Annotated in this window: 28 protein-coding genes; 7 read left to right on the top strand and 21 right to left on the bottom strand. The window is 61.7% G+C overall.

Translation table 11 applies throughout. The features are described 5' to 3' along the window. The first annotated feature begins 492 nt into the window (after window positions 1-492). Together ACYG97_RS28895 and ACYG97_RS28890 are read left to right on the top strand one after the other, a co-directional pair. Window positions 493-1668 (top strand): zinc-dependent alcohol dehydrogenase, encoded by a 1176-nt coding sequence (locus ACYG97_RS28895; RefSeq protein WP_023732299.1) that lies wholly within the window; start codon window positions 493-495, stop codon window positions 1666-1668. 10 nt (window positions 1669-1678) lie between these two features. Continuing rightward, window positions 1679-2227, top strand: coding sequence for a hypothetical protein (locus ACYG97_RS28890; protein ID WP_023732300.1), 549 nt, complete (start codon window positions 1679-1681; stop codon window positions 2225-2227). 250 nt (window positions 2228-2477) lie between these two features. Here ACYG97_RS28890 and ACYG97_RS28885 read toward each other — a convergent pair whose 3' ends face one another. After that, complete coding sequence (locus tag ACYG97_RS28885; protein WP_155922421.1) at window positions 2478-2702, bottom strand: hypothetical protein; 225 nt, start codon at window positions 2700-2702, stop codon at window positions 2478-2480. A gap of 974 nt (window positions 2703-3676) precedes the next feature. Here ACYG97_RS28885 and ACYG97_RS28880 point away from each other — a divergent pair. Further along, entirely contained in the window at window positions 3677-3958 is a 282-nt protein-coding gene (locus tag ACYG97_RS28880) for a hypothetical protein (RefSeq protein ID WP_023682760.1), read from the top strand. Window positions 3959-4239: 281 nt separating this feature from the next. Here the strand turns inward: ACYG97_RS28880 and ACYG97_RS28875 are convergent, their stop codons facing one another. Further along, on the bottom strand, window positions 4240-4707 hold the full coding sequence (locus ACYG97_RS28875) for a hypothetical protein (protein WP_023667769.1): 468 nt from the start codon (window positions 4705-4707) through the stop codon (window positions 4240-4242). A gap of 412 nt (window positions 4708-5119) precedes the next feature. Between ACYG97_RS28875 and ACYG97_RS28870 the strand changes: the two genes are divergently transcribed. After that, entirely contained in the window at window positions 5120-5719 is a 600-nt protein-coding gene (locus ACYG97_RS28870) for an EF-hand domain-containing protein (protein WP_031261868.1), read from the top strand. Window positions 5720-5929: 210 nt separating this feature from the next. Here ACYG97_RS28870 and ACYG97_RS28865 read toward each other — a convergent pair whose 3' ends face one another. Further along, complete coding sequence (locus ACYG97_RS28865; RefSeq protein ID WP_023667766.1) at window positions 5930-6094, bottom strand: hypothetical protein; 165 nt, start codon at window positions 6092-6094, stop codon at window positions 5930-5932. Between the two features lie 1015 nt (window positions 6095-7109). On the opposite strand from ACYG97_RS28865, the gene ACYG97_RS28860 reads away from it, so the two are divergent. Both ACYG97_RS28860 and ACYG97_RS28855 read left to right on the top strand, forming a co-directional pair. Beyond that, window positions 7110-7769 carry a L,D-transpeptidase gene (locus ACYG97_RS28860; RefSeq protein WP_023732302.1) on the top strand — a complete coding sequence of 220 codons (660 nt, stop codon included), beginning with the start codon at window positions 7110-7112 and terminating at the stop codon, window positions 7767-7769. 10 nt (window positions 7770-7779) lie between these two features. Beyond that, window positions 7780-8292: an OmpA family protein gene (locus ACYG97_RS28855; RefSeq protein WP_023732303.1), complete on the top strand. Its 513-nt coding sequence runs from the start codon at window positions 7780-7782 to the stop codon at window positions 8290-8292. Between the two features lie 306 nt (window positions 8293-8598). On the opposite strand, the gene ACYG97_RS28850 is transcribed toward ACYG97_RS28855, so the two are convergent. The 10 genes from ACYG97_RS28850 to ACYG97_RS28805 all read right to left on the bottom strand — a co-directional run bounded on the left by ACYG97_RS28850 (window position 8599) and on the right by ACYG97_RS28805 (window position 16431). Next, window positions 8599-9468: an SDR family oxidoreductase gene (locus tag ACYG97_RS28850; protein ID WP_023707232.1), complete on the bottom strand. Its 870-nt coding sequence runs from the start codon at window positions 9466-9468 to the stop codon at window positions 8599-8601. Window position 9469: 1 nt separating this feature from the next. After that, a complete protein-coding gene (locus tag ACYG97_RS28845; RefSeq protein WP_023732304.1) occupies window positions 9470-9658 on the bottom strand; it encodes a hypothetical protein in 189 nt (62 codons plus the stop codon). 32 nt (window positions 9659-9690) lie between these two features. After that, window positions 9691-11457, bottom strand: a complete 1767-nt coding sequence (locus ACYG97_RS28840; RefSeq protein WP_023732305.1) for a thiamine pyrophosphate-dependent enzyme — start codon at window positions 11455-11457, stop codon at window positions 9691-9693. Between the two features lie 9 nt (window positions 11458-11466). Next, on the bottom strand, window positions 11467-11610 hold the full coding sequence (locus ACYG97_RS28835; protein WP_023732306.1) for a hypothetical protein: 144 nt from the start codon (window positions 11608-11610) through the stop codon (window positions 11467-11469). 130 nt (window positions 11611-11740) lie between these two features. Beyond that, window positions 11741-11929, bottom strand: a complete 189-nt coding sequence (locus tag ACYG97_RS28830; RefSeq protein ID WP_023732307.1) for a hypothetical protein — start codon at window positions 11927-11929, stop codon at window positions 11741-11743. Between the two features lie 173 nt (window positions 11930-12102). Next, a complete protein-coding gene (locus tag ACYG97_RS28825; RefSeq protein ID WP_023667758.1) occupies window positions 12103-12348 on the bottom strand; it encodes a hypothetical protein in 246 nt (81 codons plus the stop codon). Between the two features lie 13 nt (window positions 12349-12361). Next, the gene (locus ACYG97_RS28820) at window positions 12362-12577 is read right to left on the bottom strand and encodes a hypothetical protein (RefSeq protein ID WP_023732308.1); all 216 of its coding nucleotides are present in this window, start codon (window positions 12575-12577) and stop codon (window positions 12362-12364) included. A 187-nt stretch (window positions 12578-12764) separates the two neighbouring features. Further along, window positions 12765-13892: an NAD(P)/FAD-dependent oxidoreductase gene (locus ACYG97_RS28815; protein ID WP_023695155.1), complete on the bottom strand. Its 1128-nt coding sequence runs from the start codon at window positions 13890-13892 to the stop codon at window positions 12765-12767. A 60-nt stretch (window positions 13893-13952) separates the two neighbouring features. After that, window positions 13953-15494 (bottom strand): amino acid ABC transporter permease/ATP-binding protein, encoded by a 1542-nt coding sequence (locus tag ACYG97_RS28810; RefSeq protein WP_023732309.1) that lies wholly within the window; start codon window positions 15492-15494, stop codon window positions 13953-13955. A gap of 94 nt (window positions 15495-15588) precedes the next feature. Beyond that, on the bottom strand, window positions 15589-16431 hold the full coding sequence (locus tag ACYG97_RS28805) for an ABC transporter substrate-binding protein (protein ID WP_023732310.1): 843 nt from the start codon (window positions 16429-16431) through the stop codon (window positions 15589-15591). Between the two features lie 213 nt (window positions 16432-16644). On the opposite strand from ACYG97_RS28805, the gene ACYG97_RS28800 reads away from it, so the two are divergent. Continuing rightward, window positions 16645-17739 carry a LacI family DNA-binding transcriptional regulator gene (locus ACYG97_RS28800; RefSeq protein ID WP_023732311.1) on the top strand — a complete coding sequence of 365 codons (1095 nt, stop codon included), beginning with the start codon at window positions 16645-16647 and terminating at the stop codon, window positions 17737-17739. Window positions 17740-17916: 177 nt separating this feature from the next. Here ACYG97_RS28800 and ACYG97_RS28795 read toward each other — a convergent pair whose 3' ends face one another. The 8 genes from ACYG97_RS28795 to ACYG97_RS28760 all read right to left on the bottom strand — a co-directional run bounded on the left by ACYG97_RS28795 (window position 17917) and on the right by ACYG97_RS28760 (window position 26455). Next, the gene (locus tag ACYG97_RS28795) at window positions 17917-19335 is read right to left on the bottom strand and encodes an NAD(P)/FAD-dependent oxidoreductase (RefSeq protein ID WP_023732312.1); all 1419 of its coding nucleotides are present in this window, start codon (window positions 19333-19335) and stop codon (window positions 17917-17919) included. Beyond that, on the bottom strand, window positions 19332-20195 hold the full coding sequence (locus ACYG97_RS28790; protein ID WP_023732313.1) for a PfkB family carbohydrate kinase: 864 nt from the start codon (window positions 20193-20195) through the stop codon (window positions 19332-19334). Before ACYG97_RS28790 ends, ACYG97_RS28795 begins: the two co-directional genes overlap by 4 nt. Beyond that, window positions 20192-21046 (bottom strand): sugar phosphate isomerase/epimerase family protein, encoded by an 855-nt coding sequence (locus ACYG97_RS28785; RefSeq protein ID WP_023732314.1) that lies wholly within the window; start codon window positions 21044-21046, stop codon window positions 20192-20194. The genes ACYG97_RS28790 and ACYG97_RS28785 overlap by 4 nt, the downstream gene beginning before the upstream one ends. 21 nt (window positions 21047-21067) lie before the next feature. Further along, a complete protein-coding gene (locus ACYG97_RS28780) occupies window positions 21068-21928 on the bottom strand; it encodes a carbohydrate ABC transporter permease (RefSeq protein ID WP_023714949.1) in 861 nt (286 codons plus the stop codon). After that, window positions 21925-22884 carry a carbohydrate ABC transporter permease gene (locus tag ACYG97_RS28775; RefSeq protein ID WP_023732315.1) on the bottom strand — a complete coding sequence of 320 codons (960 nt, stop codon included), beginning with the start codon at window positions 22882-22884 and terminating at the stop codon, window positions 21925-21927. Before ACYG97_RS28775 ends, ACYG97_RS28780 begins: the two co-directional genes overlap by 4 nt. 11 nt (window positions 22885-22895) lie before the next feature. Continuing rightward, entirely contained in the window at window positions 22896-24218 is a 1323-nt protein-coding gene (locus ACYG97_RS28770; protein ID WP_023732316.1) for an ABC transporter substrate-binding protein, read from the bottom strand. 28 nt (window positions 24219-24246) lie between these two features. Then, complete coding sequence (locus ACYG97_RS28765) at window positions 24247-25260, bottom strand: SIS domain-containing protein (RefSeq protein WP_023710094.1); 1014 nt, start codon at window positions 25258-25260, stop codon at window positions 24247-24249. A gap of 172 nt (window positions 25261-25432) precedes the next feature. Next, on the bottom strand, window positions 25433-26455 hold the full coding sequence (locus tag ACYG97_RS28760) for a LacI family DNA-binding transcriptional regulator (RefSeq protein WP_023667745.1): 1023 nt from the start codon (window positions 26453-26455) through the stop codon (window positions 25433-25435). Between the last annotated feature and the right edge of the window lie 21 nt (window positions 26456-26476).

Genomic DNA, 26476 nt, shown 5'->3' with positions numbered 1-26476 from the left:
GCTAGTGTCGCCGTCGCGATGGCGCCCATCCACCCCATGTCGATCGCGTCGGGTCGGGCTGCGCGCCCGCCGGTGAGCGGCATCTCCTACCTGCTCCGGTCACACAGCGCTGACCCTTGAGCGCCTCCGCCGACCTGTGAGGGCGAGGAAGAGAATGCCGGTTATGGCCGCGAGAATCGAGCAGATGAGGTGTCGATCGCCGCGAAGGGACACCTGCGGACGGACCTTCTTTGGTACACTTGAGTACGTCCATTCGTGGCTCGGGCTCCAGCGGTTCGTGCCCCGACGCGCCCGCGAAGGCCGCTGGTGCCCGCGACAGATCCTTCCAAGGTGCGGGTCTGGAATCGCCCAAAAATTCTCTCGAGCTCCCGGAACATCGGTCCGCCCCTGTGGTTCGACAAGCAGCGGCACAGTCGATCCAACCAGGCATCGGCCCGCTTAGGAAAGGCGCGAGGTCCCTACCCACAGATCTTGCGAAAATAGGAGCAAGCTATGCGAGCGTTGGTCTGGCACGGCAAGGAAGACATACGCTGCGATCAGGTTTCGGACCCGGAAATTGAGGATGAACGTGACGCGATCATCAAGGTGACGAGTTGTGCCATATGCGGCTCCGACCTTCACCTCTACCACAACTATGTGCCAGCCATGCTGCCCGGCGACATCATGGGCCACGAGATGATGGGAGAGGTCGTCGAGGTCGGCAAGGGCGTCAACGGCGCTCTGAAGGAGGGAGACCGCATCGTCGTGCCGTTCACCATAATCTGCGGTGAGTGCGACCAGTGCAAGCGACAGAACTTTTCGGTTTGCGAACGCACAAACCGCAAGAAGAATCTCGGTGACAAGGTGTTCGGGCACACCACCGCGGGTCTGTTCGGCTACACTCATTTGACCGGCGGCTATCCCGGGGGACAGGCGGAATACATGCGTGTGCCGTTCGCCGATGCCACGCACGTAAAGGTGCCTGACAGCCTTACCGACGAGCAGGTTCTCTTCCTCGGCGATATTTTTCCTACCGGATGGCAGGCGGCGGCACAGTGCGACATTGAGCCCACCGATACGGTTGCGGTGTGGGGCTGCGGCCCAGTCGGGCAGATGGCCATACGCAGCGCCCTGCTGCTCGGCGCGAAACAGGTGGTGGCGATCGATTGCCTGCCGGAACGGCTTTCCATGGCCGCGGCCGGCGGCGCCATCGCCATCAATTTCGCCGAGGAAAGTGTCGTCGAACGACTGCGGGAACTCACCGGCGGAAAGGGCCCGGAGAAGTGCATCGATTGCGTCGGCATGGAAAGCCACGTCTCGCTGGCCCAGCCCGATACCGTCTACGATCGCGCAAAGCAGTTGATGCTGATGGAAAATGATCGACCGCACGTTTTGCGTGAGATGATCTATGTCTGCCGGCCGGCCGGCGTGATCTCGATCCCCGGCGTCTACAGCGGGCTGGTCGACAAGATTCCGATGGGACAGGCAATGAACAAGGGGCTCACCTTCCGAATGGGGCAGACCCATGTCAACCGTTGGACCGAGGATCTGTTGCGCCGCATCGAAGATGGCCAGATCGACCCATCCTTCGTCATCACCCATATCGTGGGGCTCGAGCAGGGACCCGAGATGTACAAGGTGTTTCGCGACAAGCAGGACAGCTGCATCAAGGTTGTACTGAAACCGTAGGGAAATCGTCATGAACGTGATTGCCAAACTTACCAACATCACCCGATCGCCTGGCGATCCCAAAGTGCTGAAGACTGGGCAGAGTGCGGTCGGGGCATCCGATGGCCTTGCCCGCAAGCTCGGCTGGTTCAGCATCGCGCTTGGCGTCGCCGAGATGGTTGGCGCTGAGCGGATTGCCGGCGCGCTCGGCATGCGCGGCAAGGAAGACCTGATCCGCGCTTATGGGGCGCGGGAAATAAGCAGCGGCATACTCTCGCTTTCAGTGGACAAGCAGGCCGGGCTTTGGAGCCGGGTGGCCGGCGACGGCCTGGATATCGCGACATTGCTGACAGCGTATCGGCATGGCAACCCAAAGCGCGATAATGTAGGCCTAGCGCTTGCCATGGTCGCCGGCATCACATTGCTCGACATCATCGGTGCGAAAAGCGTGACCGCGCGCCACTCTCGGAGCGGGACCAAGCCACGCGATTACAGCGATCGAAGCGGCTTTCCCGGAGGCACTGCCGCAGCCCGCGACCGTGCCCGCTCGCAGCGCAGCCAGGAGGCCGGCACAGCCTGATAGAGATTTCCGGACCCTGGCGCCATTCGACCTGGACAGGTGGCATCTCGTCAGGCCCTAACGCCAGAGGTGGTTGCTTTCGGCGAGCCGACTTTGCTGGAACAGAGTGGACCGTCGAGTGGCCGTTCTCGCCGTGGATCACCGCCGCGCATGGTTGTGTGGCCGGTGCGTTAAAGGCAGGAAGCAAGCAGCGATGCGACCAGGCGTCTAGCCTTCCATGTCTCGTACCTTGGCAAGGTTCCGGCGATCCTCAGGCCGAGCCGCGTTCGGGAAGCTCGGTCTCTTCCGCCACCCCTTTCCGCAGGTCTCGGCGCAAGCGTTCCGCTTCGTCGGAATTATTATCGTCGTCTGTCCGCTCGAGTTCGCGATCGATTGTCTCGCGCGACCCCTCTGCCGGATCCTGTTGCGGAGATGTGTTCGGGCCGGTTTCGATCTTGCCGTCGCCGGGAACGGTGCGGTCGCGAGACTTCGTCATCTTCAGCTTCCCTTTCATCTGTCATCTGCCTCGGCATGTCCGATGGCATGAATTTTGGCCGCTTCCCTGCCGAACCGGATCGTCGACGCTTTGTTCCGGGAAAGCCCCCGCAGGTTCGTGCTGGTCGGCCCCGGGGCATTGGTCGATGCCCTTGCCGGGAAGCATCCTATGCCAACGAGGTCGGCGGCAGCCTCATCGATGTCGTTATCAACATGTGGGCTGTGAAGGCGTTTTCGGCCCGGACACGCGAGCACGCCAGGCTCGCGGCGAGTTTTCGAACCGAAGCAGATGCGCAGCGTAACAACTGGATGTATACGGAAAAGGCTGCCTCATCCACGACATCGCGCTTTCGGTAAAGGCCGGCGGCATGCTCGCCTGGGCGGTCCGGCAGCTGGTAGCGAACTGGTCGTAGGCCTTTGCAAAGCCGCGTCGATGAAGCGGGTGCGGTAGCGCTGGTCGGTGTAGCGTCGAGGCATCTGTCAATCGGAGACAAGCGCGACCGCTTTTGGGACCTCACTGTTTTTTCCACCGGGACTCGACATCTCACTATCATAGTTGATTGTGGCTGCCGGTGACCCTGCGTAATGGATAGCCATTCCAACTCTCCAACAGGAAAACGGTATGTTGTATCCGGGTCGGTTTTTGGGGCCAAGCGACATTGAGATGCTCGCCCAGGTTTGTCACACGGTCTGCAAAGAGCGCGCCCTACCTCTTGCTTCGCAGAACGGAGAGCGCATAGCTGCGCACATACTCAGGCTGTTTATGAACGGCTTGATTGGGCAGAATGAACTGCTTGATGCTGAGAGGAACTGGGCTCGTCGGCCTGACCGTTCGGTCCAGCAGACGATGTCAACTACGCGCACATAAGAGGCCGCGTGACCCAGTCTTGGTAGTCGGAAAGCCGCCAAGGCCAGTTGGGAACAAACCTGACATTTAAGCGTTTGTAGAGCCCTTCCACCGGGCAACTCACCGAAATGCTTCTTGCCGTGCATGATGGAATATCGACGGCCGTTTTGGCGGGCAGGAGCGCCAATGCGGAGATAGTAGGCGTGGTCGACCTCACCAACAAAGCTGAGGTCGACATCGGCATCACCAGCTTGGGAAGAGCCATCCAGTTCGTGGCCAACGCCTCGGTGCTTGGATACGACATTCGCGGCGCCATGGTCTTCTATGGCGCGCCCGGTACCCCGAGCCTAAGGGCGAGAGAGTGCGAGCGCTTGTGGGCGCAGTTTGGCGGCGCGCTTCTACAGCCGTAGCTCTATCAGGACGTTCGCCCCGCCCGTTCTTGGTATGAACGCGTACGGAACTGAGGCGCTACCCAGCCGCAGCGGGAATGGCTCAGTGGTAGCTCTAGCTGGCGACCGCACTAAGCAGCTTTTCGGTGATGGGCTTTGAGCGGCTGAGCCAGCGTGAGAACGTTCGGCCGCATATCTGCCGGTGCCTGCTTTCATGTGACTGGGCGGGGCTATTGGGGAGCCGTGTTGACCACTGGGCCCTTAGCCGAGGGAAGCACTACGGCAACCTCGCCTTTTGCTGGCTAACATCCTTCCGCTCTCAGGGACCGGACCATGCGCACAACAACAGGGTCATACGGTTTCTTTTCGGATTTTCGATAATTCATTGTGAAAAGCGCGGCACGCTGGTTGCAGACCATAATTGCACGGACGTAGCGAATCTCGCCATTCTTGACCCCGGAGTAGCTGGCCCATTTCGGGGCTAGGCGCCGATAGGTCAGTCGCCAACCGGCCTTTTCGTCCTCGATCATGCGATGTTCAATCTCGGCGCGAAAACTTGCTTTGCCCAGTCGCGCGCCCCAAACGACCAGAAACGCGTCTCTTGGGCCCTGAAAAGCCGCGCCCTGCTCCGAATTCTGGGTCAGGACGAAATTCGGAGGAATATCGAAACTAAAGCCAAGCTGTCGGACGCCGAAGGGCTGCCACGCCTCGGCCTGAAGCAACGTGGTCCAAAAGAGAAAAACTGTAAGTCCCAGCAGGAGGCGTCGCATTGCTCTGATTTAGCGCTGGCTAACATGGTGTCCAGACGGACAGAGGTCCGTGACATAAAAAATATGCATCATGGCCGCGCAGCATATGGACGCGGGATTCGCGATTGACGGCGTGCGGTCGAAACGGCTTCCGTCCCACGAAAGGAGAGGACGCAGACGGAATTGGTGCGTCGGTATGATCGATTGGCAGAAATTGGCGAGGCCGAATGTCCAACGTTCATTGCCCGCAAAAATGGGCGCCGGCTTCCTCTTGTGCCTAGGGAAGAAGAGCCGAATTATTCCCTGGCGAAGACCCTGATCTACCTCAGACGGGGGCATGCCTCAGTAACTTCGCCGTGACCTGATCCCTTCGGGGAACAATCACATCGAGCTCCAGTTTGGCCTTCAAGCGAAAGCACTGATGGAGCATGCCATGAGATTTCCACACAGCAAGACGGCCGCGGCCGCCGTTTTCATTGCCCTGACCTCCCCCGCACTCGCCCAGACAAGCGGAACACCATCACCCTCGACACCTGCACCCGCTCCGGCAACCGAACCGCCGACCGCCGGACAGTTGCCGGATGCGACCGGACAAGCGGATGCACCAACACGCGAAATGATCCGCCAGATGGTTGAGCAAGCTATCCGGGAGAGAATGCAGCAGGATCGCCGTTCCGAAGAAGGTTTCCGCGAGGAAGATAGTCGCAACTATCAAGGCGATCGCAACGAGGGTGCTGACCGCCACGATGAAGATGGCGGCCGTTGGCAGAACCACGGTGGCCGCGATCGTGGACACAGAATGGCTGGACGCTGGCATCATCAGCTGATGCGCGGTGCCGGCATGCGACTGATGTTCGGGCTGTTGGACACCGATGGCGACGGATCGGTTTCCGAGGACGAGGTTCAACGCGCGGTGGGCAGGATGTTCAGTAGCATTGACGAGAATGGTGACGGCAAGATCGATGCGGACGAGATCCAGTCCTTCATGCATGGCTCCAGCATGCATGGCACTGGTAGCGAGGACACGCCGTAGCTGCCTTCAAAGTGAATGCCCTCCCTCGGACAAAGCCGGCGAGCGCCTGGCGGTCGAATTCGAAGCGGTGTCTCTTGGCTGTTAGGCGCGGCGGCCCTAACAGCACCCTCCAGCCTTGCGCTATTCCCGCGGTCCCGGAGACGCCGGCCGTGACAAAAAAACGGCTGCGCAGTGCTGATCAAGGAACGATCGAAGCCGACCAACGCAGGGTCACTCGGGCGCCCGGTCCTCCAGCAGAACGAAGGATGCGGCGATCAAGTCGTCGCCATTGATACGTCCTTGGCTGTCCTCCAACATAGTTGCAACCTTGTGGAAGGCCATCATTTCACCCGCGTCAATCTGCGCTTCACGCATCTTGGCTGTGAGATCAGCCACGCGATTTCCTAACGAATGTGATTTTGCAGTCTCGCAATTCGACATGATTAGTCATCCTTTGCCTTGGGGTTTCACGCTGCCGAACGCAATGCTTCAGCGGATGTTCCGAATTTGGCCATCAGTCTTATGGGATAGGACTTGCGTCTGACGGCGGTTGGAAGAAGCCCGAACGGCGGAACACGCAGCCGGAAGCCGAATTGGAGACCGACCGTCGATCGAAGTCCCTTGTCGCCGGTTGAGATCCCGCCATCTTCACTGTCGAGAGGGTGGCGGGATCGCCTTCCGAGGAGCGAGCACATATGAGAGTAATAGGTATTCGCAGATGTACTCACGGCCATCCTGCTCGCTTCTTTTATCTGCGCATGTTCATTCTTTTCGGGAAACCCCATCTCTCCAACAACACGCAACAACCGCGTTGCTACCCACGATTGATGCGATGATAACTGCATCAACAAAGCAAAGCCTCTTCGCCTAAGGTGCGATTGCCGCGGGCTTTTCGACTGGAAGGTCGTCCAAACGCGCCCGGTGGTCAGCCATGGCGTTCAGCAGGAGCTAGATAGACTCATCGCGAAAATCCCGCAGCGAGGCATGTCGCAAGTCCTCCTCGCGGCGTGCGGAGACCGAGCGCGGAATCCGCCTGGTTCGTTGTAACAGGCATGCCAAGATGAGTTTCGGCGCCTGGACGCGGAAAAACCCGCCAGCGTGAGCCAGCGGGCCTTGTGATGGGATGGCCCGCGCGTGCGGTCAAGGCTGCGCGGGCCGACCATGATGAATGAGGGGACATCTTGGTCACCGGCACGACCGATGAAGAACGAGCCGGGTGTGACAAAACACCCTTGGAGCGAGGATGTTCCCGTCCGCACAAAAAAGCCCGCCGGCGTGAGCCGGCGGGCAGCCGCTATTTTGCCGTCAAGCGGACAGACCGCTTGCGGCCCACCCACTGCAGCATTTTCCACTTTGAGCCGAAATCATTCTCAACTATGGTTCGCCAGGCTTAAGGCATGGGGGATTGCCGATGGTTTTATCACGCAGGGGTGTCGTGCTCGGCGGTCTGGCGCTGGTCGCGGTCGGTGGAACCAGCAATATTGTTCAAGCCGCGGGGGCAAAATCCTTTTTCGCCGGTACCGCCAGCGATAACGATTTCGTCTATCGCAAGACGAACTTCGCCAAGATCGACAAGAGATGGCATCGCCAGATCGTCAAGTATTTCAGCAGCGAGCCTGTCGGCACCGTCGTGGTCGATACCCGCCACCACTTCCTCTACCTCATCATGGAAAACAAGACTGCCATCCGCTACGGCGTCGGCGTCGGCAAGGAAGGCTTCAAATGGTACGGCCGCGCGACGATCGACCGCCGCGCGCTGTGGCCGCAATGGGTCCCGCCCCCCGAAATGCGCCAGCGCAAGCCGGACCTACCTCCCATGATCGCAGGCGGCGCGTCCAACAATCCGCTCGGGCCGCGCGCGCTCTATCTGTACCGCGACGGCGCCGACATCGGCTACCGCCTGCATGGCACGCTGGAGCCATGGAGCATCGGCACCGACGCTTCCAGCGGCTGCATCCGCATGTTCCCCGAAGATATCATCGACCTCTATCAGCGGTGCCCGATCGGCACCGCGGTGGAGGTCCTGCCGCACATCGCCGACCAGGCGCCCGCCTCCACCACTGTCGAATGATTGGCGCATCATGAACCGCATGATTGAAAACACGCGCCGGCTGCTCGCCGCCGGCCTGCTGGTTCTGGCCGCATCCTGCTCGACCAGCAACACGCTGGCCCCGTCGACGCCTGACGTCACCAACGCCGAGATTGCCGGCTTCCAGAACGTGCAGCCGGGCAGCGAGGAGGATTTTATCCTCAATGTCGGCCGCCGCACCTACTTCACGAAAGGTTCGGCCGCGCTCGATTCTGTCGCCAAGGCCACCCTCGACACCCAGATCGCCTGGTTGACAAAGCATCCGCGCTGGCTGCTCAAGCTGCAGGGTTTCGCCGACGATCCCGGCGCAAGTGAAACGGCGCTGTCACAGCAGCGCGCCGATGCGGTGATGGACTACCTCGCCGCCGGCGGCATAGACCGGAACCGCATGTGGGCCAAGGGCTACGGCAAGGACAGGCTCGTCCGCGACTGCCCCGACTCCGCCTGCAGGTCGCAGAACCGCCGCGTTGTGTCTAATTTGCGCGATGAGAGGGACGAGTCGTAGAGGCTGCTGTTTTGCTGGTCGCCAAATCAGTCTCACAACGCGACGGCGGCATGGCTGCAATGCGCCTATCGGGGACATTCACCCAGCGTTTGCCCCTCCCCGAAAGCTGACGCTCCGGTTGAACCCGGAATGAAGTCAGCTTCGCGTCTACCAACCTCCGGTTCAGGGTCTGGTGGGAGGCTTCGGCATCCGCCTCAACCAGTTTGCGGACGTGGCGGTTGTCCGCGATCCTGATCGCGCATGAGCCTCGCCACATGTGGGTGCGCTACCGGGAGTGGGCGCCGTGGAGCTGGCAGGTACGCTCGCTCAAAGCATCGGCCGTCCGCCGGTGACCTCGTAGAGTGCGCCGGTGGTGTAGCTCGATCCTTCCGAGGCAAGCAGCACATAGGTCGCTGCAAGCTCTGCCGGTTGCCCGGGACGCTTGAGCGGTGTGTTCTTCCCGAACTCCTTGACCTTCTCAGAGGGCATTGTCGACGGGATCAGCGGCGTCCAAATCGGCCCGGGAGCGACCGCGTTTACGCGAATGCCGCGTTCAGCTACCAGTCCTGCAAGTCCGGCGGTGAAGTTGGCGATCGCTCCTTTGGTAGTGGCGTAGGCAAGCAGTGCCGGCGAGGGACTGGTCGCGTTGATCGAGGATGTGTTGATGATGGTCGAGCCGGGTTCCATGTGCTTCACTGCTTCCTGGGACAGATAGAACATCGCATAGACATTGGTGCGAAAGGTGAGATCCCATTCCTCCGCGCTGATGTCCTCCAGCTTCTCGAACGACGCCTGGTGGGCTGCATTGTTGACGAGGATGTCCAGGCGCCCGCATTCATCGATAGCTCGCTGCACAAGCGACCGCGCGAAGATTTCGTCCGAGATGTCGCCGCGTGCGAGCACCGCCTTGCGCCCCGCTTCCTCGACCAAGCGCGCCGTCTCCTGCGCATCTTCGTCCTCTTCAAGGTACGAGATGATGACGTCGGCGCCTTCGCGTGCAAACGCGATAGCGACCGCCCGGCCGATGCCCGAGTCCGCGCCGGTGATCAGCGCGACGCGGTCCGTCAGCTTACCGCTGCCGCGATAGCTCTCCTCTCCGTGGTCGGGCCGTGGATCCATCTCGTCGGTATAGCCGGGCATGTCCTGCTGCTGTTCGGGAAGCGGCGGCTGAGGATATTTCTGCTGGGCATCCTGCATGTCAGCTCCTTTTTTGGCTGGAGTTGCGGTTGTGTCGATCCGGTTCCGTGATCGGTCCCTTGGCGGCTTTCGAGCCACCTCCCCATTCCTCGGCCTTGCACGCTTGGCCGGCGCCCATGAGGTTCGGCGAACTGCGATTTGCGGTGCCGCTGTCGGTCTTGTTCAACTCGTGCTCCTTCTTCGTCGTCATGGATGCTGGTCCGCTGCTTCTTGTGTGGCTGGTCAGTCTTTCTCGCCGGCGGTAATCATCGACCTCAGCGGCTCTTGCGCCATATTCGCCTCGATTTCCGCGCGTCCGGGGGTATCCGGTAGCGCCTTGCGGAAATTTTTCGCATAATCCGGCGGCATCTTCGGTGGCATCATCGGTTCGTACGGGTCGACCACGGCCTCGATGACCACCGGACCCTCAGCAGCCAGGGCAGCGTCGAGAACGCCTTCCACCTCCTCGGCGCGAGAGACGCTGTAGCCAACGCCGCCCATGGCTTCGGCGGCCATGGCGAAGTCGATGGGCTGGAGTTCGCAGGCGAATTGCGGGTTACCGAGGAACATCATCTGCTCCCAGGCGATCTGATTGAGCATGCCGTTCTTGAGCACGAGCACCTTGAGTGGGACCCGGTACCGAACTGCCGTCGAGAACTCTCCGAGCTGCATCGCGAGACCGCCGTCGCCGACGACCGCGAAGACCGGCCGGCCGGGAAAGGCCAGGCCCGCGGCGATCGCGTAGGGCAGTCCGCATGCCATCGAGGCCAGCGCGCCCGAGACGCCGAAGGCCTGCCCGTCACGCAGTTCGATATGGCGGGCTGCCATCTCGGTGTTCTGGCCGGAATCGGCAACCAGGATCGCCTCATCGGGCAATCGTTTCCCAAATGCGCGTGTGACCACCTGGGGCTTGAGCGAAGTGGCGGCCTTTTGCTCCGACTGCGCCATCATCTCGCGCCAGCGTCGCATGCCCGCCTGCGCCTTCTCGAGGAAGCTGCGATCATCCTTGCGCTTCAGGCGCTTGTTCAGCAATCGCAGCGTCACGGCGGCATCGCCGGCAAGGCCGGCCTCAATGGGATAGCGCAGGCCGATGCGCTGCGGGTCGCGCTCGATCTGCACCCCGCGCGCCTGTCCCGGCTTCGGGTAGTATTCGATGTAGGGAAAGGTCGAGCCGACGACGAGCAGCGCGTCACATTCCTCCATGATTTCCTGCGACGGCAGCGTGCCGAGAATTCCGATGCCGCCAGTCGTCAGCGGGTGATCGTCGGGCAAGGCAGCCTTACCGAGCAAGGCCTTTGCGACGGGGGCACCAAGCAGCTCCGCCGTCTCTTCCAACTCGTGCCTGGCACCAAGCGCGCCCCGACCGGCGAGGATCGCGACCTTCGTCGCGCCGTTCAGGATCTCGGCGGCTTTCGCAAGTTGTTCTTCGTCGGGAAGCCTGCTTCCTTCGAACCAACGATCCGGCGTATGCGACGGTTTGTTGCGCTTCGAGCGCTTGGCCTGGTCGAGCGTGTGCTCCTGCACATCGCTAGCGATCGACAGATGCGCAACGCCGCGACGTGCCAGCGCCGACCTGCAGGCGAGACCGGCCAGGCTTTCCATATGCGCCGCGTCGGAGACCTGCGCGTTGAAGACGGCGACATCGCTGAAGACGCGCGTCAAGTCGACATCCTGCTGGGTGAAGGTCTCGATGAGGTCGTGGAACTGCATGCCGGTAATGGCGAGCACCGGCGCTTGGTCGAGCTTGGCATCGTAGAGTCCCGTCAGGAGGTGTGTGCCGCCAGGGCCGGAAGTTGCGAGGCAGACACCGAGCTTGCCTGTCCATTTTGAGTAGGCGCACGCCATGAACGCCGCGGATTCCTCGTGCCGCACCTGAATGAAGCGGATACGGTCCTGCCGCCTGCGCAGCGCCTCCATGATGCCATTGATGCCGTCGCCCGGCAGGCCAAAGATGATATCGACGTTCCAGTCGATCAGCGTCTCGATGAGGATGTCCGCGGCGGTCGGCATGTCTCGGTCCTACCGCGATGCGGATCCCGCCGCCCGGCTGCTCTTGTTCGCGGTCTTGTCAGTCTTACGCTGGTCCTTGTCGCCGCCGCGATTGCCGCCATGCAAGTCGTCGGAAGATTGAGCGGTCTTGCCGTCTTCCAAATTAGTGGCCATGCGCAAAGCTCCCTTCATCCGGCCTGCCTAACCAGAAAGTCGGTGAGATGTTCCGTGCCCGAAGGCAAGGCCGCATTCAGGTGCCGAAGGCAAAGGTCTCAGTACCACCCGATGAGGCGCTGTTCGGCAGTCAGCGGCTGAACAGGCGAGGTGCGATCGAACAGACGAAGGCATCGAACTGCTGCGAGGCCGAGGATTGCATGTAGTGGCCGAGGCTGTCTGATCGCCAAAAGCGCTCGCGGCAGAGCTGGCCGATGTTCAGGTCGCGTCTTCGCAGGTCCCTATAGCCAGAGCGCAACGCCGCCCGGACCGTCCCCATAGGCGAACTCCTCGCACCCCTCGTCGACGATTTCTCGCGCGGGATTTCCGCCTCAGTGGCGAAAGGACTCGTTCGTCGCGCACACCGCGGCGGGCGATGTGCGCCTCGACCATGCGGTGCCTGGCGTGCCGGTAGTCTGGCATGGCTCCTCGATAGCCTTAAAGACGACAGGCTTAGTCGTCCTGCCTGCGCTTGTGGTGCTCGCTCTCCTGGTTTTCGCCGCGGATCATCTGGCGATCGTCCTTGTCGGTCAATTCCACGCCCTCGTCGCGCAGATTGGCGCCGTCTTGCCGCGCCTCGCGCTCCTGCTTGGTTCTCTTCAGCTCATCCTCGGCATTGAAATCGTCGCCGGCATTGCTGGTGTTCTCGCGCTTTTCGATGATGCGCAGCTGCTGCTCGTGGGTCTTCCGGCCGGCCATGGCAAGGCGCCTCCTACTTGTTCGTGCGTCCGGTCTGGTCAGGATTGATGCCGCCCTGAGGCGTCACATCGTTCTGGACATCGCCTTCGAACGTATTGTCCCCATCGAGAGCATCGTTCTCGTCGAGCATATCGCCGCCCTTGACCGCGCCCTTCGAGGTGCCGATTCCCGGGTTGTCTCGCAGATCCTTGTCCGTGGGCTGTTTAGTCTTGGGGTGTTGGTTGGTCATGGAATTTCTCAGCGCTGGTTGAGCTTGGACGAACGACGGTCCTGGCGCTGTCCAACTTCAACGTGGAGAAAATGTTCCGGAACATATTCGCTTGTCAGGTGCGCGTAAGCGGCCAGGCGGCCGCCGTCTCGGCTAGCGAAACTCCAAGCATGCCACATTACATCCCATTCCGAGGCGAATTGGCAGGCTAAAGTGAAAATCGAGACGGTCGAAAGCTTGCAAGGAGTGGGTGCTCTGTTCCGGTGGCGATCTCGGTTGCAAGCAGTTCGCCGGCAATCAAGCCAAGTGTTGCGCCGCTGTGGCTGAAGGCGACGTAATACCCCTCGATCTCCCGCAACTGGCCGAAGACCGGCTCGCCGTCTCCGGGGATCGGCTTGGGCCCGACACCGTAGCTCTCCAATTCCAATTTCGGATGACCGTCGAGAACATTCGACGCTTCGTCGAGAAGCCCCTGGATGGTCGATGCTTTTACGCGATAAGTCCCGTCCGGATTGACTACCACCTCTTCTTCCGACCAGGCAGAATCGAGCGCCAGGGCGCCATCAGGCGTCGGCCGGATGGCGACGCGCGGCGTGTTGAGCACGGCGCGTAGAGGCAAGTCGACTGGCTTGGTCCTGACCAGCAGCGCGATTGGTGTCCCATCGGCAATACGCTGACCGGCCACGGCAACCATTCGCGGCACATCCGCACCGGTCGCCAGAAGCACCGCGTTGGCGGCGAAGCTGATCCCGCTGGTGGTGGTGACGCCGGTGGCGCGGCCGTTGGCGACGGTGACGGTAGCGCTTCCGGCCTCGGTGACCACCTGGCCGCCCCGCTCCACGAATTCCGCGATCAATATTTCGATCAGCGACGGCAGGTCGACCCAGCCCTCACCCGCGTTGAAGATCGCGCCTTGAGGCGTGACAGCGCTTGCGCAGACACCCGGCGTGACCAACCTTATGGCGTCCGCGGACAGATGCTGCGCATCATAGCCGAGACGTTTTTCGTGAGCGAAGACATCGGCGATCTCGTTTGAGGCATCGTCCGCATCCCACGTCAGGCCACCGTCGAAACGCAGCCAGGCGGCATCCGGGCATCGCGCCGACAAACTGCGGTAGCGGTCGATACCGATCATGCGCAGGCGATGATATTCAGCCGAGCGCCTGCGCGCCGAATTGATCCAGGCGAGCGAGCGGCCGGAAGCTCCCTTGGCGAGCGGTCCATCATTGACCAGCACGGTCTCGATGCCGAGCCTTGCAAGATGAACAGCCGAGGAGACGCCAAAAATGCCGCCGCCGACAACAACGACCTTGGAAACCTGATGTGATGCAGCCATGAGATATCTTTCACTGGTGGAGGTTGGTTTGGGCGGCCGTCTTGAAGGGCTCATGCGTGATCAAAGCACTTCGGCAAGGAAGTGCTTCAGACGCGGGCTTTTCGGCGTGTCGAAAATCGCGGCAGGCGTGCCGGCCTCGATGATGCGGCCTTCATCCATGAAGACGACCTGATCGGCGACCTTGCGGGCGAAGCCCATTTCATGCGTCACCACGACCATTGTCATGCCGCGCTGGCCGAGATCCGCCATGAGGTTGAGCACACCCTTCACCAGTTCTGGATCGAGTGCGCTCGTTACCTCATCGAACAAGATGACCTCCGGGTCCATCGCCAATGCACGAGCGATTGCCACACGCTGCTGCTGGCCACCGGAAAGGCTCCCTGGACGATGGTGTTTGCGGGTCGCAAGCCCGACGTCGGCAAGGCGCGCCTCGGCGATGCGCTCAGCTTCCTGTACAGGGAGCCCCTTTACCTTGGTCAGCGACAGCATGACGTTTTCGAGCGCGGTGTGGTCGGGAAACAGATTGAACTGCTGGAAAACCATGCCGACACGCCGGCGCAGTTTTTCAGGCTTCATCGCCAGGATGCTCGCACCATCGAGCAACACCTCACCGCCCTTGGGCTCGACCAGGCGGTTGAGGCAGCGCAGCAGGGTCGACTTGCCCGAACCTGATGGGCCGATCACGCATGTGACCGTGCCAGGCTTGACCGCCAGGCTGACGCCTTTGAGAACATCGAGGTCGCCATAGGCCATGTCGAGATCGGTGATGGCGAGACTGCCGCCCTTGAAGCGGGGCAGCGCTGAGCGGGCATCAGAGCCGGCCTCCGAAGGTGCACTGCCGGTGGCGCCCTCCAGTTCGCTCACTTCGGCCAGGCCGCTGACGACGAGGCCGGCCTTTTGCTTTCCGACCCGCAGCGAGTTGTCGATATAGTTGACCACATGGGTCAACGGCACGGTGATGATGAGATAGAACACGCCGGCCAGAAGCAATGGCGAGAGGTTTCCGGTGACCACTGCCTGGTCCTGACCGACACGGAAGATCTCGCGCTCCGAGGCGAGCAGACCGAGGAAGTAGACAAGGCTTGAATCCTTGACGTTGCCGATGAACTGGTTGACGAGGGCCGGCAAGACGCGGCGGATGCCTTGCGGTATCACGATCAGGCGCATGCCTTGGCCGTAGCTCATGCTGAGCGCCCTGCAGGCCTCCATCTGCCCGCGCTCGACGCTCTGGATGCCCGAGCGGAATATTTCGCCGATATAGGCGCCGGCGATCAGGCTCAGCGCAAGAATGCCGAGCGGAAAGGGCGAAGGGCCGAAGATTTCACGGCCGATGCGGGCAAAGCCCTGGCCTATCAGCAGGATGGTGACGATCGCCGGCAGCCCACGGAATATATCCGTGTAGACCCGCGCCGGAATGCGCAGCCAGCGCGATTGCGAGATGCCCATGACCGCCAGGATCATGCCGAGGATGACACCCAGTACTGTCGACGCGGCGGCGAGGATCAAGGTGTTCTTCAATCCGATGGTGATCATGCTGGGCAGCACGTCCGCCATTGCGTGCCAGTCGAGGAAACTGCGCCGCAGGTTTTCGAGCCAGTTCATTCGCCCCCCTTTTGGTTGCGCTATTTACATCGTCCGCATCAAGGACGGAGGCGTAATCCGGCCGCCGGCATGAAAGCCAGCGGCCGGGTACGGTCTACTTCTTGGGAAGATACTGGTCGGGCATCGGCGAGCCGGGGAACCACTTTTCATAAAGCGTCTTCCAGGTGCCGTCCTGCATGGCCGCGTGAAGGGCGGTGTTCAGCGCATTGCGGAGCTTGTCGTTGCCCTTGCGCAGGACAAAGCCGGCCGGCGCGTCAAAGGAAGGAATATTGACCGCGATCTTCAGGTTCGGGTAGCGAAGGCCATAGTCCTTGGCGGCCTCGTAATCGAGGAAGTGGGCATCCACGGTTCCGTTGTTAAGCGCCGAAACGGCGGAGTTGTTGTCGGGGAATTTGACGAGATCGGTTCCGACAAAATTCTTCGCCGCGTAGATTTCCTGGAGCGTGCCCTGTACGACGCCGAGACGTTTGCCCTTGAGCCCGTCCGCCGCCGTGATCGCCTTGTCGGCGGTAAGCACGGAGAGATAGCCTGCGATATACCCGTCGGAAAAGTCGACGGTCTTCTTGCGTGCTTCCGTCGTGCCGATTGCCGCGACCGCGACATCGAAGCGCTCGTTTGCAACCGAAGGCATCAGCGCCGAGAATTCCTGGCCGGTGAAGATCACCTGGTCGGGCTTGAAGCCAAGGCGGCTCGCGACGTTGCGGAACAATTCGATGTCGAAGCCGGTGAACGACCCATCGGCCTGGGTGAAAGCGTAGGGTTTGGCATCGCCCATGGTTCCGACGCTAATGACCTTCGCATCAATAAGGCCATAGGGATTGTCATCCGCGGCGGCCGCTCCTGAAACCAGCCCGGCGCCGAGGCACATCGCCATAAGAGCCATTGCGCCGGTTCTGACCGGGCACATCAACGACTTGAGAATTTCTTTGCTGCTCATGTCTTTCTCCACTCTGAAGGTCTGTTCTTCTTGGTATTTCCGTCGAGCCGCCATCTGGCGCCCCGACATGCCCTTGCCGAAATCACGGTCCGTCACGCCTCTCGGCTCCACTCCTTCTAAAGAGACCGGTCTCATATTGCATGAGACCGGTCTCTTTGTTAATCGTTATCGCCACGTTGACCTCCCGTCAACAACTCTTGTAGTCGTCATCCGATGAAAAGAACCGCCCCCAAGACCCCGTCGATAACGGTCAGCGACGTCGCCCGTGCGGCCAATGTTTCGAAAGCGACAGCCGCGCGCGTGCTCGGCGGATACGGCGTCGTCAGCGACATGATCCGCGCGGAAGTCATGGCCGCGGCCAAGGCCTTGGACTATCGTGCGAACGAGCTCGCCCGCAGCATGACGACCGGCCGCTCCGGCATCATCGGCGTGGTTGTCGGCGACATCGAGAACCCGTTCTTCAGCCTCGCGGTACGCGGCATCAGCGACGCGGCAAAGGCAGCCGGGTTCAACGTCATCCTGGCCAATTCCGGCGAGAAGATCGAGGCGGAAAAGGCGGCCGTGAAACTGCTCATCGGCAAGCGCGTCGACGGGCTGATCGTCACGCCGTCGGAATCGCGCGACATCGCGCACCTGCGCGATATCCACCGCTCGGGCCGACCGCTTGCCCTGCTGGATAGGGCGCTGGCAGATCTGGATGTCGATACGGTCACGACCGACGATCGCGGCATCGCCATGCTGGCGACCCGCTTTCTAGCCGATGCCGGCCACCGCAACATCGCCTATGTGACCGCGGTCGACGCCGAAGGGCACGAGTACCGCGATCTCGGGCAGATCTACACCTCGTCGGTCCGTGAGCGCATCGACGGTTTCCTCACCGTGTGCCGAGAGGCCGGACTTGATCGGCCAGAACGCTTTGTTCGCCTTGGCGCGACAAGCCCCACCGAAACGCGCAGGGTTGCCGGCGAGATGCTGTCGGCGCCGGATCGGCCGACGGCGATCCTCGCCTCCGACAGCGTCATTGCGCTGGAGATCTTCAAGGTGACCCGCGAGCGCGGCCTGCGGGTTCCCGAAGACATTTCGCTCATCACTTTCCATGATGCGGACTGGACGAGCGTCACCACGCCGCCCATCACCGTTATCGACCAGCCCGTCTACGCGCTTGGCAAGAGCGTCGCGGAATTGCTCATCCGGCGATTGAAGGGAGATTCCCGCCCGGCGGAAAAGCTCGTTTTGCCGACCGCCATCATTGCACGCGGATCCGTTGGCCCGCCCTCGAATGGAAAGCCGCAAGTGCGCCAAGCATAGGTGTGATGGCGATACGGCCAACATGAATACGTTAGAACAAGGTCGACGCACTCCGCTTTAAGAATGTACGTCGATCAACCCAGCAAGCACCCTGATCGCAATGCCGCGTCCACCGTCATCGGGACGGCACGTGCCGGCTCATGGTTTGAAGAGCGTGACGATGAGCCAGATGCCCGGCTACTTCTTGCGCCTGCCTGGCTTCAGTGCCGCCAAAAGATTGGTGATCCTGCCCGCCTTGCGGTTGCGGATCTCGGCCTCGTTCTTGCGGCGCACCGCGGCGCGGACAAGTCTGGCGCCGAGATATCGCAACGGCTCGGGCGGCAGCGACATGCGCCGCTCGATGCCGACCAGACCGCTTTCGCTCCAGCGATCCTTTCGCTCGAGCACCAGGCTCGCCAGAATGCGTCCGGCTATCGGCGTCTGCGCGATGCCGGTGCCGTTAAATCCCATGCCGTAGAAGATATTGGGATGATCGCGCAGGTGGTCGAAGACAGGAACGTGTTCAGGCACGCAGTCGATCGGCCCCGACCAGTCATATTCGATCGCCACACCGCGCAGCGAGGGGTAGACCCGATGCAGCTCTCGCATATTGTCGCGGCCGTGCTCCGGGCTGCGGTTGAAGCTGGCGCCCAAATTTCCACTGAAGGCGACGTTGCCGCTGCCACGACCGAAGACCACCCTGCCCCCGATGGTGCGCTGGTAGTAGAGCACGTGGGCCTGGGAATCGCATATCGAGGCACCGTCGCGCCAGCCGATGCTGTCGAGCAGTTCGGGGACGGCGGCAGTGGCAATCACCTCGCTGCCGACGACATAAAGATGCCGTCGCAGTTCCGGCAGCGCCGAAAGCCAGCCGTTGGCGGCAAGCACGATTTTGTCAGCCCGTACCGCGCCATGCGCCGTGCGCACCGTGCATGTCATGCCCGGTTCGATGGCGAGGACCGGGCTGCGCTCGTGGATGATGACGCCGCGTGTCAGTGCCAGCTTGCGCAATCCGATGGCAAGTTTGGCGGGATGGACCGTGCCGGCAGTGGTCTCGACGACGCCGACATAGGAGGCCGATGAACCGGTGCGGCGTTGAATGTCCTCGGCCGTCAGCGGCCTGAAACGGTTTTCTCCAACAGCTGCCGTCAAGGCCACGGCGGTCTCCCAGGCGCCTTCCTGCGCAATGGAGCTTGCGGTCCACAGCCATCCATCCAGCCTCAAGTCCATGTCTATGGTGCCGTTTTGCTGCAGCGCCTTCAGCTCCGCGATCGATGCCACCGTGTCGGCGCACAACAGGCGCGCTTCCTCGAGACCGACGACCGCACTGATCTGGTCGATTTCGGCGAACCATGAATGGACCTGACCGCCGTTGCGCCCCGAGGCCCCCGATCCGCACAGATCGGCTTCAAGGATGACCACCCGCGTTTGCGGCGCCAGTTCAAGGATCCGCAGCGCCGTCCACAGACCGGTATAGCCGCCACCGACGATCACCACGTCGGCGCGCTCGTCGCCTCGCAATGGCTCGGTCGCAGGGGCGGCGGCAATGTCCTGCAGCCAAAACGACCGGTCAGATGCAAGCGCGACCGCAGGCTGCCGCAAACGAATTGTACTCACGCTTGGGCTCCCTGCGCATCGACAATGAAGCTGGCATATTTGGCTGGCAGCCAATCGGGTATCGGACGCGGTCTCTGGGGAAACCCGCCAAGATGGGTGCAGGTCTGCGCCGCCGCGATCGACGCCCTGTGCAATGCCTCCAGGGCGCCGAGGCCGCCGAAATGGAAGCCGGCGAGGAAAGTGGCAATGAAACTGTCGCCGGCGCCACACGTATCCACGACATCGACAAGCGTCGCCGGCGCATGCACGACATTCGTGCCATCGTCGAAGTAGGAGCCGCGTCGACCACAGGTCAAAACTACCTGCCTTGCGCCGGCCGCCCTGAGCGCGCCCAGCGATGGCTCGATGGGAACATCGACATCGTCCGGTCCGGACGCAAACACAAGCGGGACACCGTCGAGCGGCAGCGCCATATGGGCGGTCGATAGATCAATGCTGAACGGCACATGGTCCGCCACCAATCGTTGAACAAGGTGCTTGTTGGCGTTGGTGCCGAGATGCACCCAGTCGGCCGCGGCGATGACCGCATAATGCGCGGGCGCCGGCATGTAGTTTTCGCCCACACCGAAGGATTCGTGCAGGAACTTCCGGTCGCCGGATTCATCGCGCAGCAAGGTGACGGCCGTATCGCCGCGACGCCGTTCGACGTCGTCCGGGGATAGGCCGGCACCTTGCAGTTCGGCAAGCACCACGTCGCCTTCGGGATCGTTCCCGACGGCGCCGAAATAGCGCGCGGACCAGCCGTTGCGCCGCCATTGCGCCGCGACATTCAAGGCGTTGCCGCCCACCGTCATCAAGTTGTTGGTCAAATAGGCATCAAGGCAATTGTCCCCGACCGCGATAAGCTTCTTCGACGTCATGCCGGCACCGTTGCGCAATTGAGGTATGGCGCGATGGCGCCAAGGCAGCGTGTCCAGGCTTTTACCGGATCGAGCGCGTAGGAGCCGTTGCCGAACGGCTCGAAGGTGAACTTTCCGGCATAGCCCAAGCGCGCCAGTTCGCTGACGTAGTGGCCGAGCGGCAGCGTGCCCTCCCCCCACACCAGATGCCCGCCTGGTGTGCCGTCGACCAGATGGACATGCGCCAGACGCGAGCCGAACAGGTCGACATAGCCGGCCACGGTGTCGCCGGCCGTGGCCATGGCGACAGTGTCCAGCACGACGTCGATGTTTTCAGCGCCCACCTCGTCCAGCATTTGGCGCAGGCCTGCCGCATCATTGACGAGGTTGCTCTCGAACCGCTGCAACGGCTCGAGCAGGCAGCGCACCCCGTTTGCGGCGGCGCGCCGGGCGATCTCGCCGATCGAACCGACCGCGCGGTCCCATGCCGGTTGCCGGGGTTCGCTCTCGTAGCCCCGGCCGGGCGTCAGGAAGAGATAGCGGGCGCCAAGCGCCGCGCAGATGTCGGCTGCACGGCAAAACCGCTCGATGCTGTCCTGGCGCAGTGCGGCGTCGCCGGAGGCAATGTTGATTGGATACAACACCTGCTCAGGCGTAAAGCACCAGGCCGACAGCTCGTTGTCGGCGAGTACCCGGCGAACGGATTCGACACGTGCGTCCGTGGCGTGGAACAGGTCCAGATGCTGGGCAATCCCCCACAGCTCGATCTCGCGCAGGCCAAAGCCTCTGATCGTCCTGGCGACCTCATCGAAGGGGAAGTGCTGGAAGCTGAAATTGGCTCCGATCAGCTGATGAGCAGCGAGCTGCGGCATGAAGGCTCCTTTCGGGAATTGTTATTTGCCGATGCCTTCGGCCAAGCCACGGATGAAGTAGCGTTGCGCGCCAAAGAACACGATCACGATAGGCAGCGCCGAGATCGTCATGGCCGCGAACACCACGGCATAGTTGGTCCCGTGGGTTGCCATGATCGACGTCAGTCCGACCGGCAGCGTCTGCACATCCGAGCCGCTCGTGAAGATCATGGCGAAGAGATATTCGTTCCAGGCGAACAGGACGTGCAGGATGACGCAGGAAATGATGATCGGCCGGCACAGCGGCAAGGTGATGCGCCAGAAGATCTGACCCTCGCTGGCGCCATCCATCGTCGCCGCCTCGTCGATGTCTTCAGGCAGATCCAGCATGTAGGCGCGGATGAGGAAGGTGGTGAACGGCACACGGAACGCCGTGTAGAGAATGATCAGCGCCCAGTAGGTGTTGTAGAGACCGAGCGCCTGCAACATCTTCACCAGTGGAATGATCGCCACGGTGGGGCTCAGCATCAAGCCGCCCAGAACGATGGCAATAACCAGCGGCTTTGCCGACATCTTGGTGCGGGTCAGGCCGAAGGCCGTCCAGGCGCTGATCAGGACGGTGCATATGGCCGAAGCGACGGTCACCAGCACCGAGACTGTCACGTAGCCACGCACGCCCTGGTTCCATGCCTGCATGTAATTGTTCCACGACCAATGGGTGGGCAGGGCGAAGGGATCGCCGAAGATCTGCGCATTGTCCTTGAAGCCGCTCAGCGCCATCCAGATCAGCGGATAGATGACGACGACACCAAGGCAGACCAGGAACGAATAGAGCAATGTCCTGGCGATGACCGACCACACATTCACGTTCCGGCTGCGACCGGCTGCGACCATCGCACTCATAGCTGCACCCGGCGGCGCTTGGTGTACCAGAGCTGTGCCGCACCTGTGAGCATGGTCAACATGAAGATGACGGCGGCGATCGCCGCGCCATAGCCGAAATTGTCCTCGATGAAGGCCTTCTGGTAGAGCCACGTGCCCAGCACCTGGCTGCTGTTGTTGGGCCCGCCTGCGGTCATCACCATGACCTCGTTGAACACCTGGAACGCGCCCGTGATGGTGACGATGATCATCAACCCCGTCATTTCCCGGGTCAGCGGAAAGGTGATGCTCCACAGGCGGCGAAGAGGACCCGCGCCGTCGATCGTTGCGGCATCGTAGAGGTCGCGCGGAATCTTCTGGATGGCGATGGCGAACAGCAGCGTCGAATAGCCAAAACCCTGCCATTGGCTCATGGCGATGATGGCATAGATGGCGGTGTGCTCATTGCCGAGCCAAGGCATGACGAGCCGGCTCAGTCCAACACGGCTGAGCGCGGCATCCAGCAAGCCGATCTGCGGCTGGTAGATGAAATAAAACAGCAGGCCGGTCACCGTGATCGAGATTGCCGACGGGACGAAATAGACGGCGCGCCACAGCCGGCGCCAGCTTTCGCTTTTCAGGTCCTCGATAATGGCCGCCAGCAGGAACGCGCCGAAGACCTGGAAGATGACGGAGATGAGAGCGTAGAGGCAGTTGTTCCACAGCGCCAGCAGCACGACCGGGTCGTGTAGCAGCCGGTCGTAGTTGGCGAGGCCGACATTGGTGACCTCGCCGGTGTAGATGTCCTGGTCGGTGGTGCTGACGATGAAATTGTCGACGATCGGATAATAGACGAACCAGCCGATGAGGATGAGCGCGATCGCCGCCCATCGCAACGACAACAGGTTGGCGAAGCAGGCCCGCCGGCCCTTTGGCCGTTGCGGCCTGGCGACGCCGATGTCGGCGCCGCTGTCCACTGTGTCCGAGGCCCTTGCCATGCTCGCCTGCTTTATTTGGCCGCGGATGCGGCTTTGCGCACCTCGTCCATCACTTGCTCGGGCGTCATCGAGCCGCCCGCCAGCGCCTGCAGGCTGGACAGCCAGACGGCGGCGACGCGCGGTGGGTTGGCCGTATCCAGCCAGGGCATGAGGTATGAGGCGGCGTTGATATCCTTGAGGCCATCGACCACAGCCGCGCTCATGTTCGATTCCGAGGCGCCGCCGATGGTGGCGCTCGGCTGGCCATAGGGTGGCGCAGACAAGACCTGCGCATTTTCCTTCGAGGTCACGAACTTCATGAAATCGATCGCCAGCGGGATGTTCTTCGATGCCGCATTGATCATGTAGCCCTCCGGCGCGCCCTCGATCGACTTGGCGTCACCCTTGGCGCCGGCGGGCACCGGCAGCCGGAAGAATCCGAAATCGGCGGGCTTTAACGCCGACTCCGGCGTGGCGGCCTGATCGAACTCGATGATTTCCTGGTAGTACATGGCCGACTGGGCGTTGGTGAAGGCCTGGAGAGCCGAGGCATAGGATGTGCCGTTGACGCCGGCGCCATCGGTGCAGCGCTCGACAAGCTGGCTGAACTGCTTGAGTGCTGCGACATAGCCTGGGTCGGTGTATTGGGCGGTGGCCGGATCGAAGTCGCGTTCCAGCGTTGCCTGCGGCACGTTGTAGGCGAGCAGCTGGCCTGCAAAGTGGATTGCCGGCCAGGCCTCCTTGTTGCCGAAGGAGATCGGTGTCACGCCGGATTTGCGGATGGCGTCGCAGCTGGTCAGCAATTCCTCGAAAGTGCCGGGTGCCTTGAGGCTGAGCTTGGCGAAGATCTGCTTGTTGTAGCCCATGAACTTGGCATCCTGGTAAAGCGGAATGCCATAGAACTTGCCGTTGTATTGGAACGCCTTGACGGCGGCTGGAGACAGCGACTTGCCCCACTCGGTATCGGCAGCAATGACGGGCGTGAGATCAACGGCGCGATTGCCGCGCACGAAATTGCCACCCCAGCTGCCTGTCCAGGAGAAATAGATATCGGGCAGCGAGTTGGAAGCGACCAGCGTCTTGGTCTTGCCCTTCACGCTGTCGTCGCTCTCCTGGATAAGTTCGACCTTCACATCCGGATGGAGCTTCTCATAGGCCTGTGCCAGGTTGACGAAATAGGGCGACAGCTGTTGCAGCCCGAACTTCGTCAGGACCGAAAGCGTGCCGGTGTATTCCACCTTGGCGTTTGGGTCGGCCGTGACAGCCGGCGAAGCGGCGGAACTGCCGCTTATCGACAGCCCCAATGATGATACCGCGGCCACCGTGACCGCCACGACTTGCAGCGAACGTTTCATGGATAGCTCCTTCAGAGGTAAGAGGGGATCAATATTCCACGCGTTTGTAGTAGCGACGGGTGGTCAGCGGGTGGTTGCGCAGCACCTCAAGATGGGCGCTCAGCCGCTCGAGCAAGGTGGCGAGCAGAACCGGCGAGATCATGCCGCGGACCTTTGCGGAGATGCCCGGCAACTTGACCGAGGCCGCGTCCAGCGTGCGAACGCGGTCCGTGTAGCGCCTGGCGAAGTTCTCGACCCGGTCGGCCAGGGGCCGAAGGGCATCTTCGCCCTTGAACACGAAAACGCTGACGCCCGGCTCGACCAACTCGAGCGTACCGTGGAAGAAGTCGGCGGCGTGCACCGGGCGGGTGCGAATCCACTGCATCTCTTCGAGGATGCACATGCCGTAATAGTGTGCCTCCGGCCACACCGAGCCGGCGCCGGTGAAGATGTGATAGGTATCGTCCTTGATTGTCTGGGCCAGTTCGGCCGCCCTGTCCTCAAAGGCAGCCTTGGCGTCGGCAAGCAGATCCGGCAGCAGTTTGAGTTCGGCGACAGTGCCATCAAAATCATCATATTCGCCGCGCTCTTCCAGCAGGGCCAGGACGATCAGCAGCGTCTGCAGGTAGAAGGATTCCGACGAGGTGTCGTCTTCGGCGAAGTTCGTGAAATTGTGGTCAGCCTCCCGTGCGATTGGCGTATCCGAATGGCCGGTGAGCGAAATCGTGCGCACACCACGTTTTTTCAGAAAGGCCATGAGCTCGACGCCTTCCTTGGTCGTGCCCGACAAGGACGGGATGACCACCACGGCCTTGCTGTCGAGACCGGCGGGCGGATCGATCACGACCTGCGCCGGATAGGCACCGCTCACCGGGAAGGTGGAACAGCGCTGCGCCAACTCGATCGCGGGCGAGGTTAGAAGCTGCACGCCGCCGGTGCCCATGAAAAACAGCCGCTCGACGCCATCTGCCAGCAGTGTGCGCATCAGTGAGCGAACCTCACCTGCGACGGCGACGGCCCCGCTTTGGATCTTCACGAAGCGGTCCCTATCGAAGTTCAGCATGACGTTTTCCTTGTATTTCGCGTGTGACAGGCCTCTAGCCCGCCTTAGGCGTCGGTGGGCCGTCTAGCTCGTTTTCCGATGTGAGATCGATCTCACAAGCGATAATGGACACGCAATTTCGCCAATGGCAAGTCCTTTAGACGAAATTCTCCGAAATCGAGGGGTTTGCTCTTTAGCGCACAGCGCGCCGGGCAACCGATCCGCGTACGATCAAGCGGGTCTGAAATCGGGTACGGCGCGGTGCAACCTTTTTGCCGGCAAGCCGCTCCAGCAGATATCTAGCGGCGAGCGGTCCGATCTCGGAGATGGGTTGCGCCACGACCGTTATCTGCGGATCGGTGAACGTGGCGAGGTTGAAGTCATCGAAGCCAACCACCGACACGTCATGCGGAATCGAGAGCCCCATTGAACGCAGGCCAAGAAGCGCGCCTTGCGTCATGAGGCTGTCCACCGTGAACAGTGCGGTGGGGCGATTGCGCCGGCTGAACAGGCGGATCGTGGCTTCGATGGCGTGCTCGACGGTCGAGCGCGATACGCCGATGAGCGCTTCATCGATTGCGATCCCATGCGAGTGGAGCGAGTTTTCGTAGCCAGCCAAGCGTTCCTGTGCCGTAAAGATGCGTGACTCGTCGCGCAGAAGACCGATCCGGTGGTGACCGTTGCCAACCAGATAGTCCACTGCCTCGCGCGCCCCGCCCTCGTTGTCGACGACGACGCTGTCGCATTGCAGGTCCTTTACAACGCGGTCGATGAGCACGATCGGTGCGCCTTCGCGGGCCAGTTGCACAATATGCTGGCTGTCGGTTGCAGACGTTGGGGCAAGGATGAAGCCGCGAATGCTGAGCGAGCGAAGGCTCTCAAGCAGTTCTTTTTCCTGTTCTACATTCTCCTCGCTGCTGGCAATCAGAAGATTGTGGCGGTGCTTGCGCAGTTCCACCTCTATGTCGTGCGCGATTCGGGCGAAGAACGGATTCTGGATATCGCCGGGCACGAAGCCTATGATCGGCAATTGTCCGCTGCGCAGCGCCTGCGCGACGAGGTTGGCCCGATAGCCCAGCCTTTCGGCTGCCTCAACCACGCGGAGCGCCGTCTCGTCGCCAACGTAACCATAGCTGTTGAGCGCCCGGGCGGCCGTGGCGCGCGACACCTTAGCCGCTGCGGCAACGTCCTTTAGTGTAATTCCTTTCTGGGCCACAGGTAACCGTCCTTCTTGGAT

The organism is Mesorhizobium sp. W067 (assembly GCF_054719525.1).
Note: the sequence above shows the minus strand (reverse complement) of the source record. Positions and strands in the feature narration are given on the sequence as shown.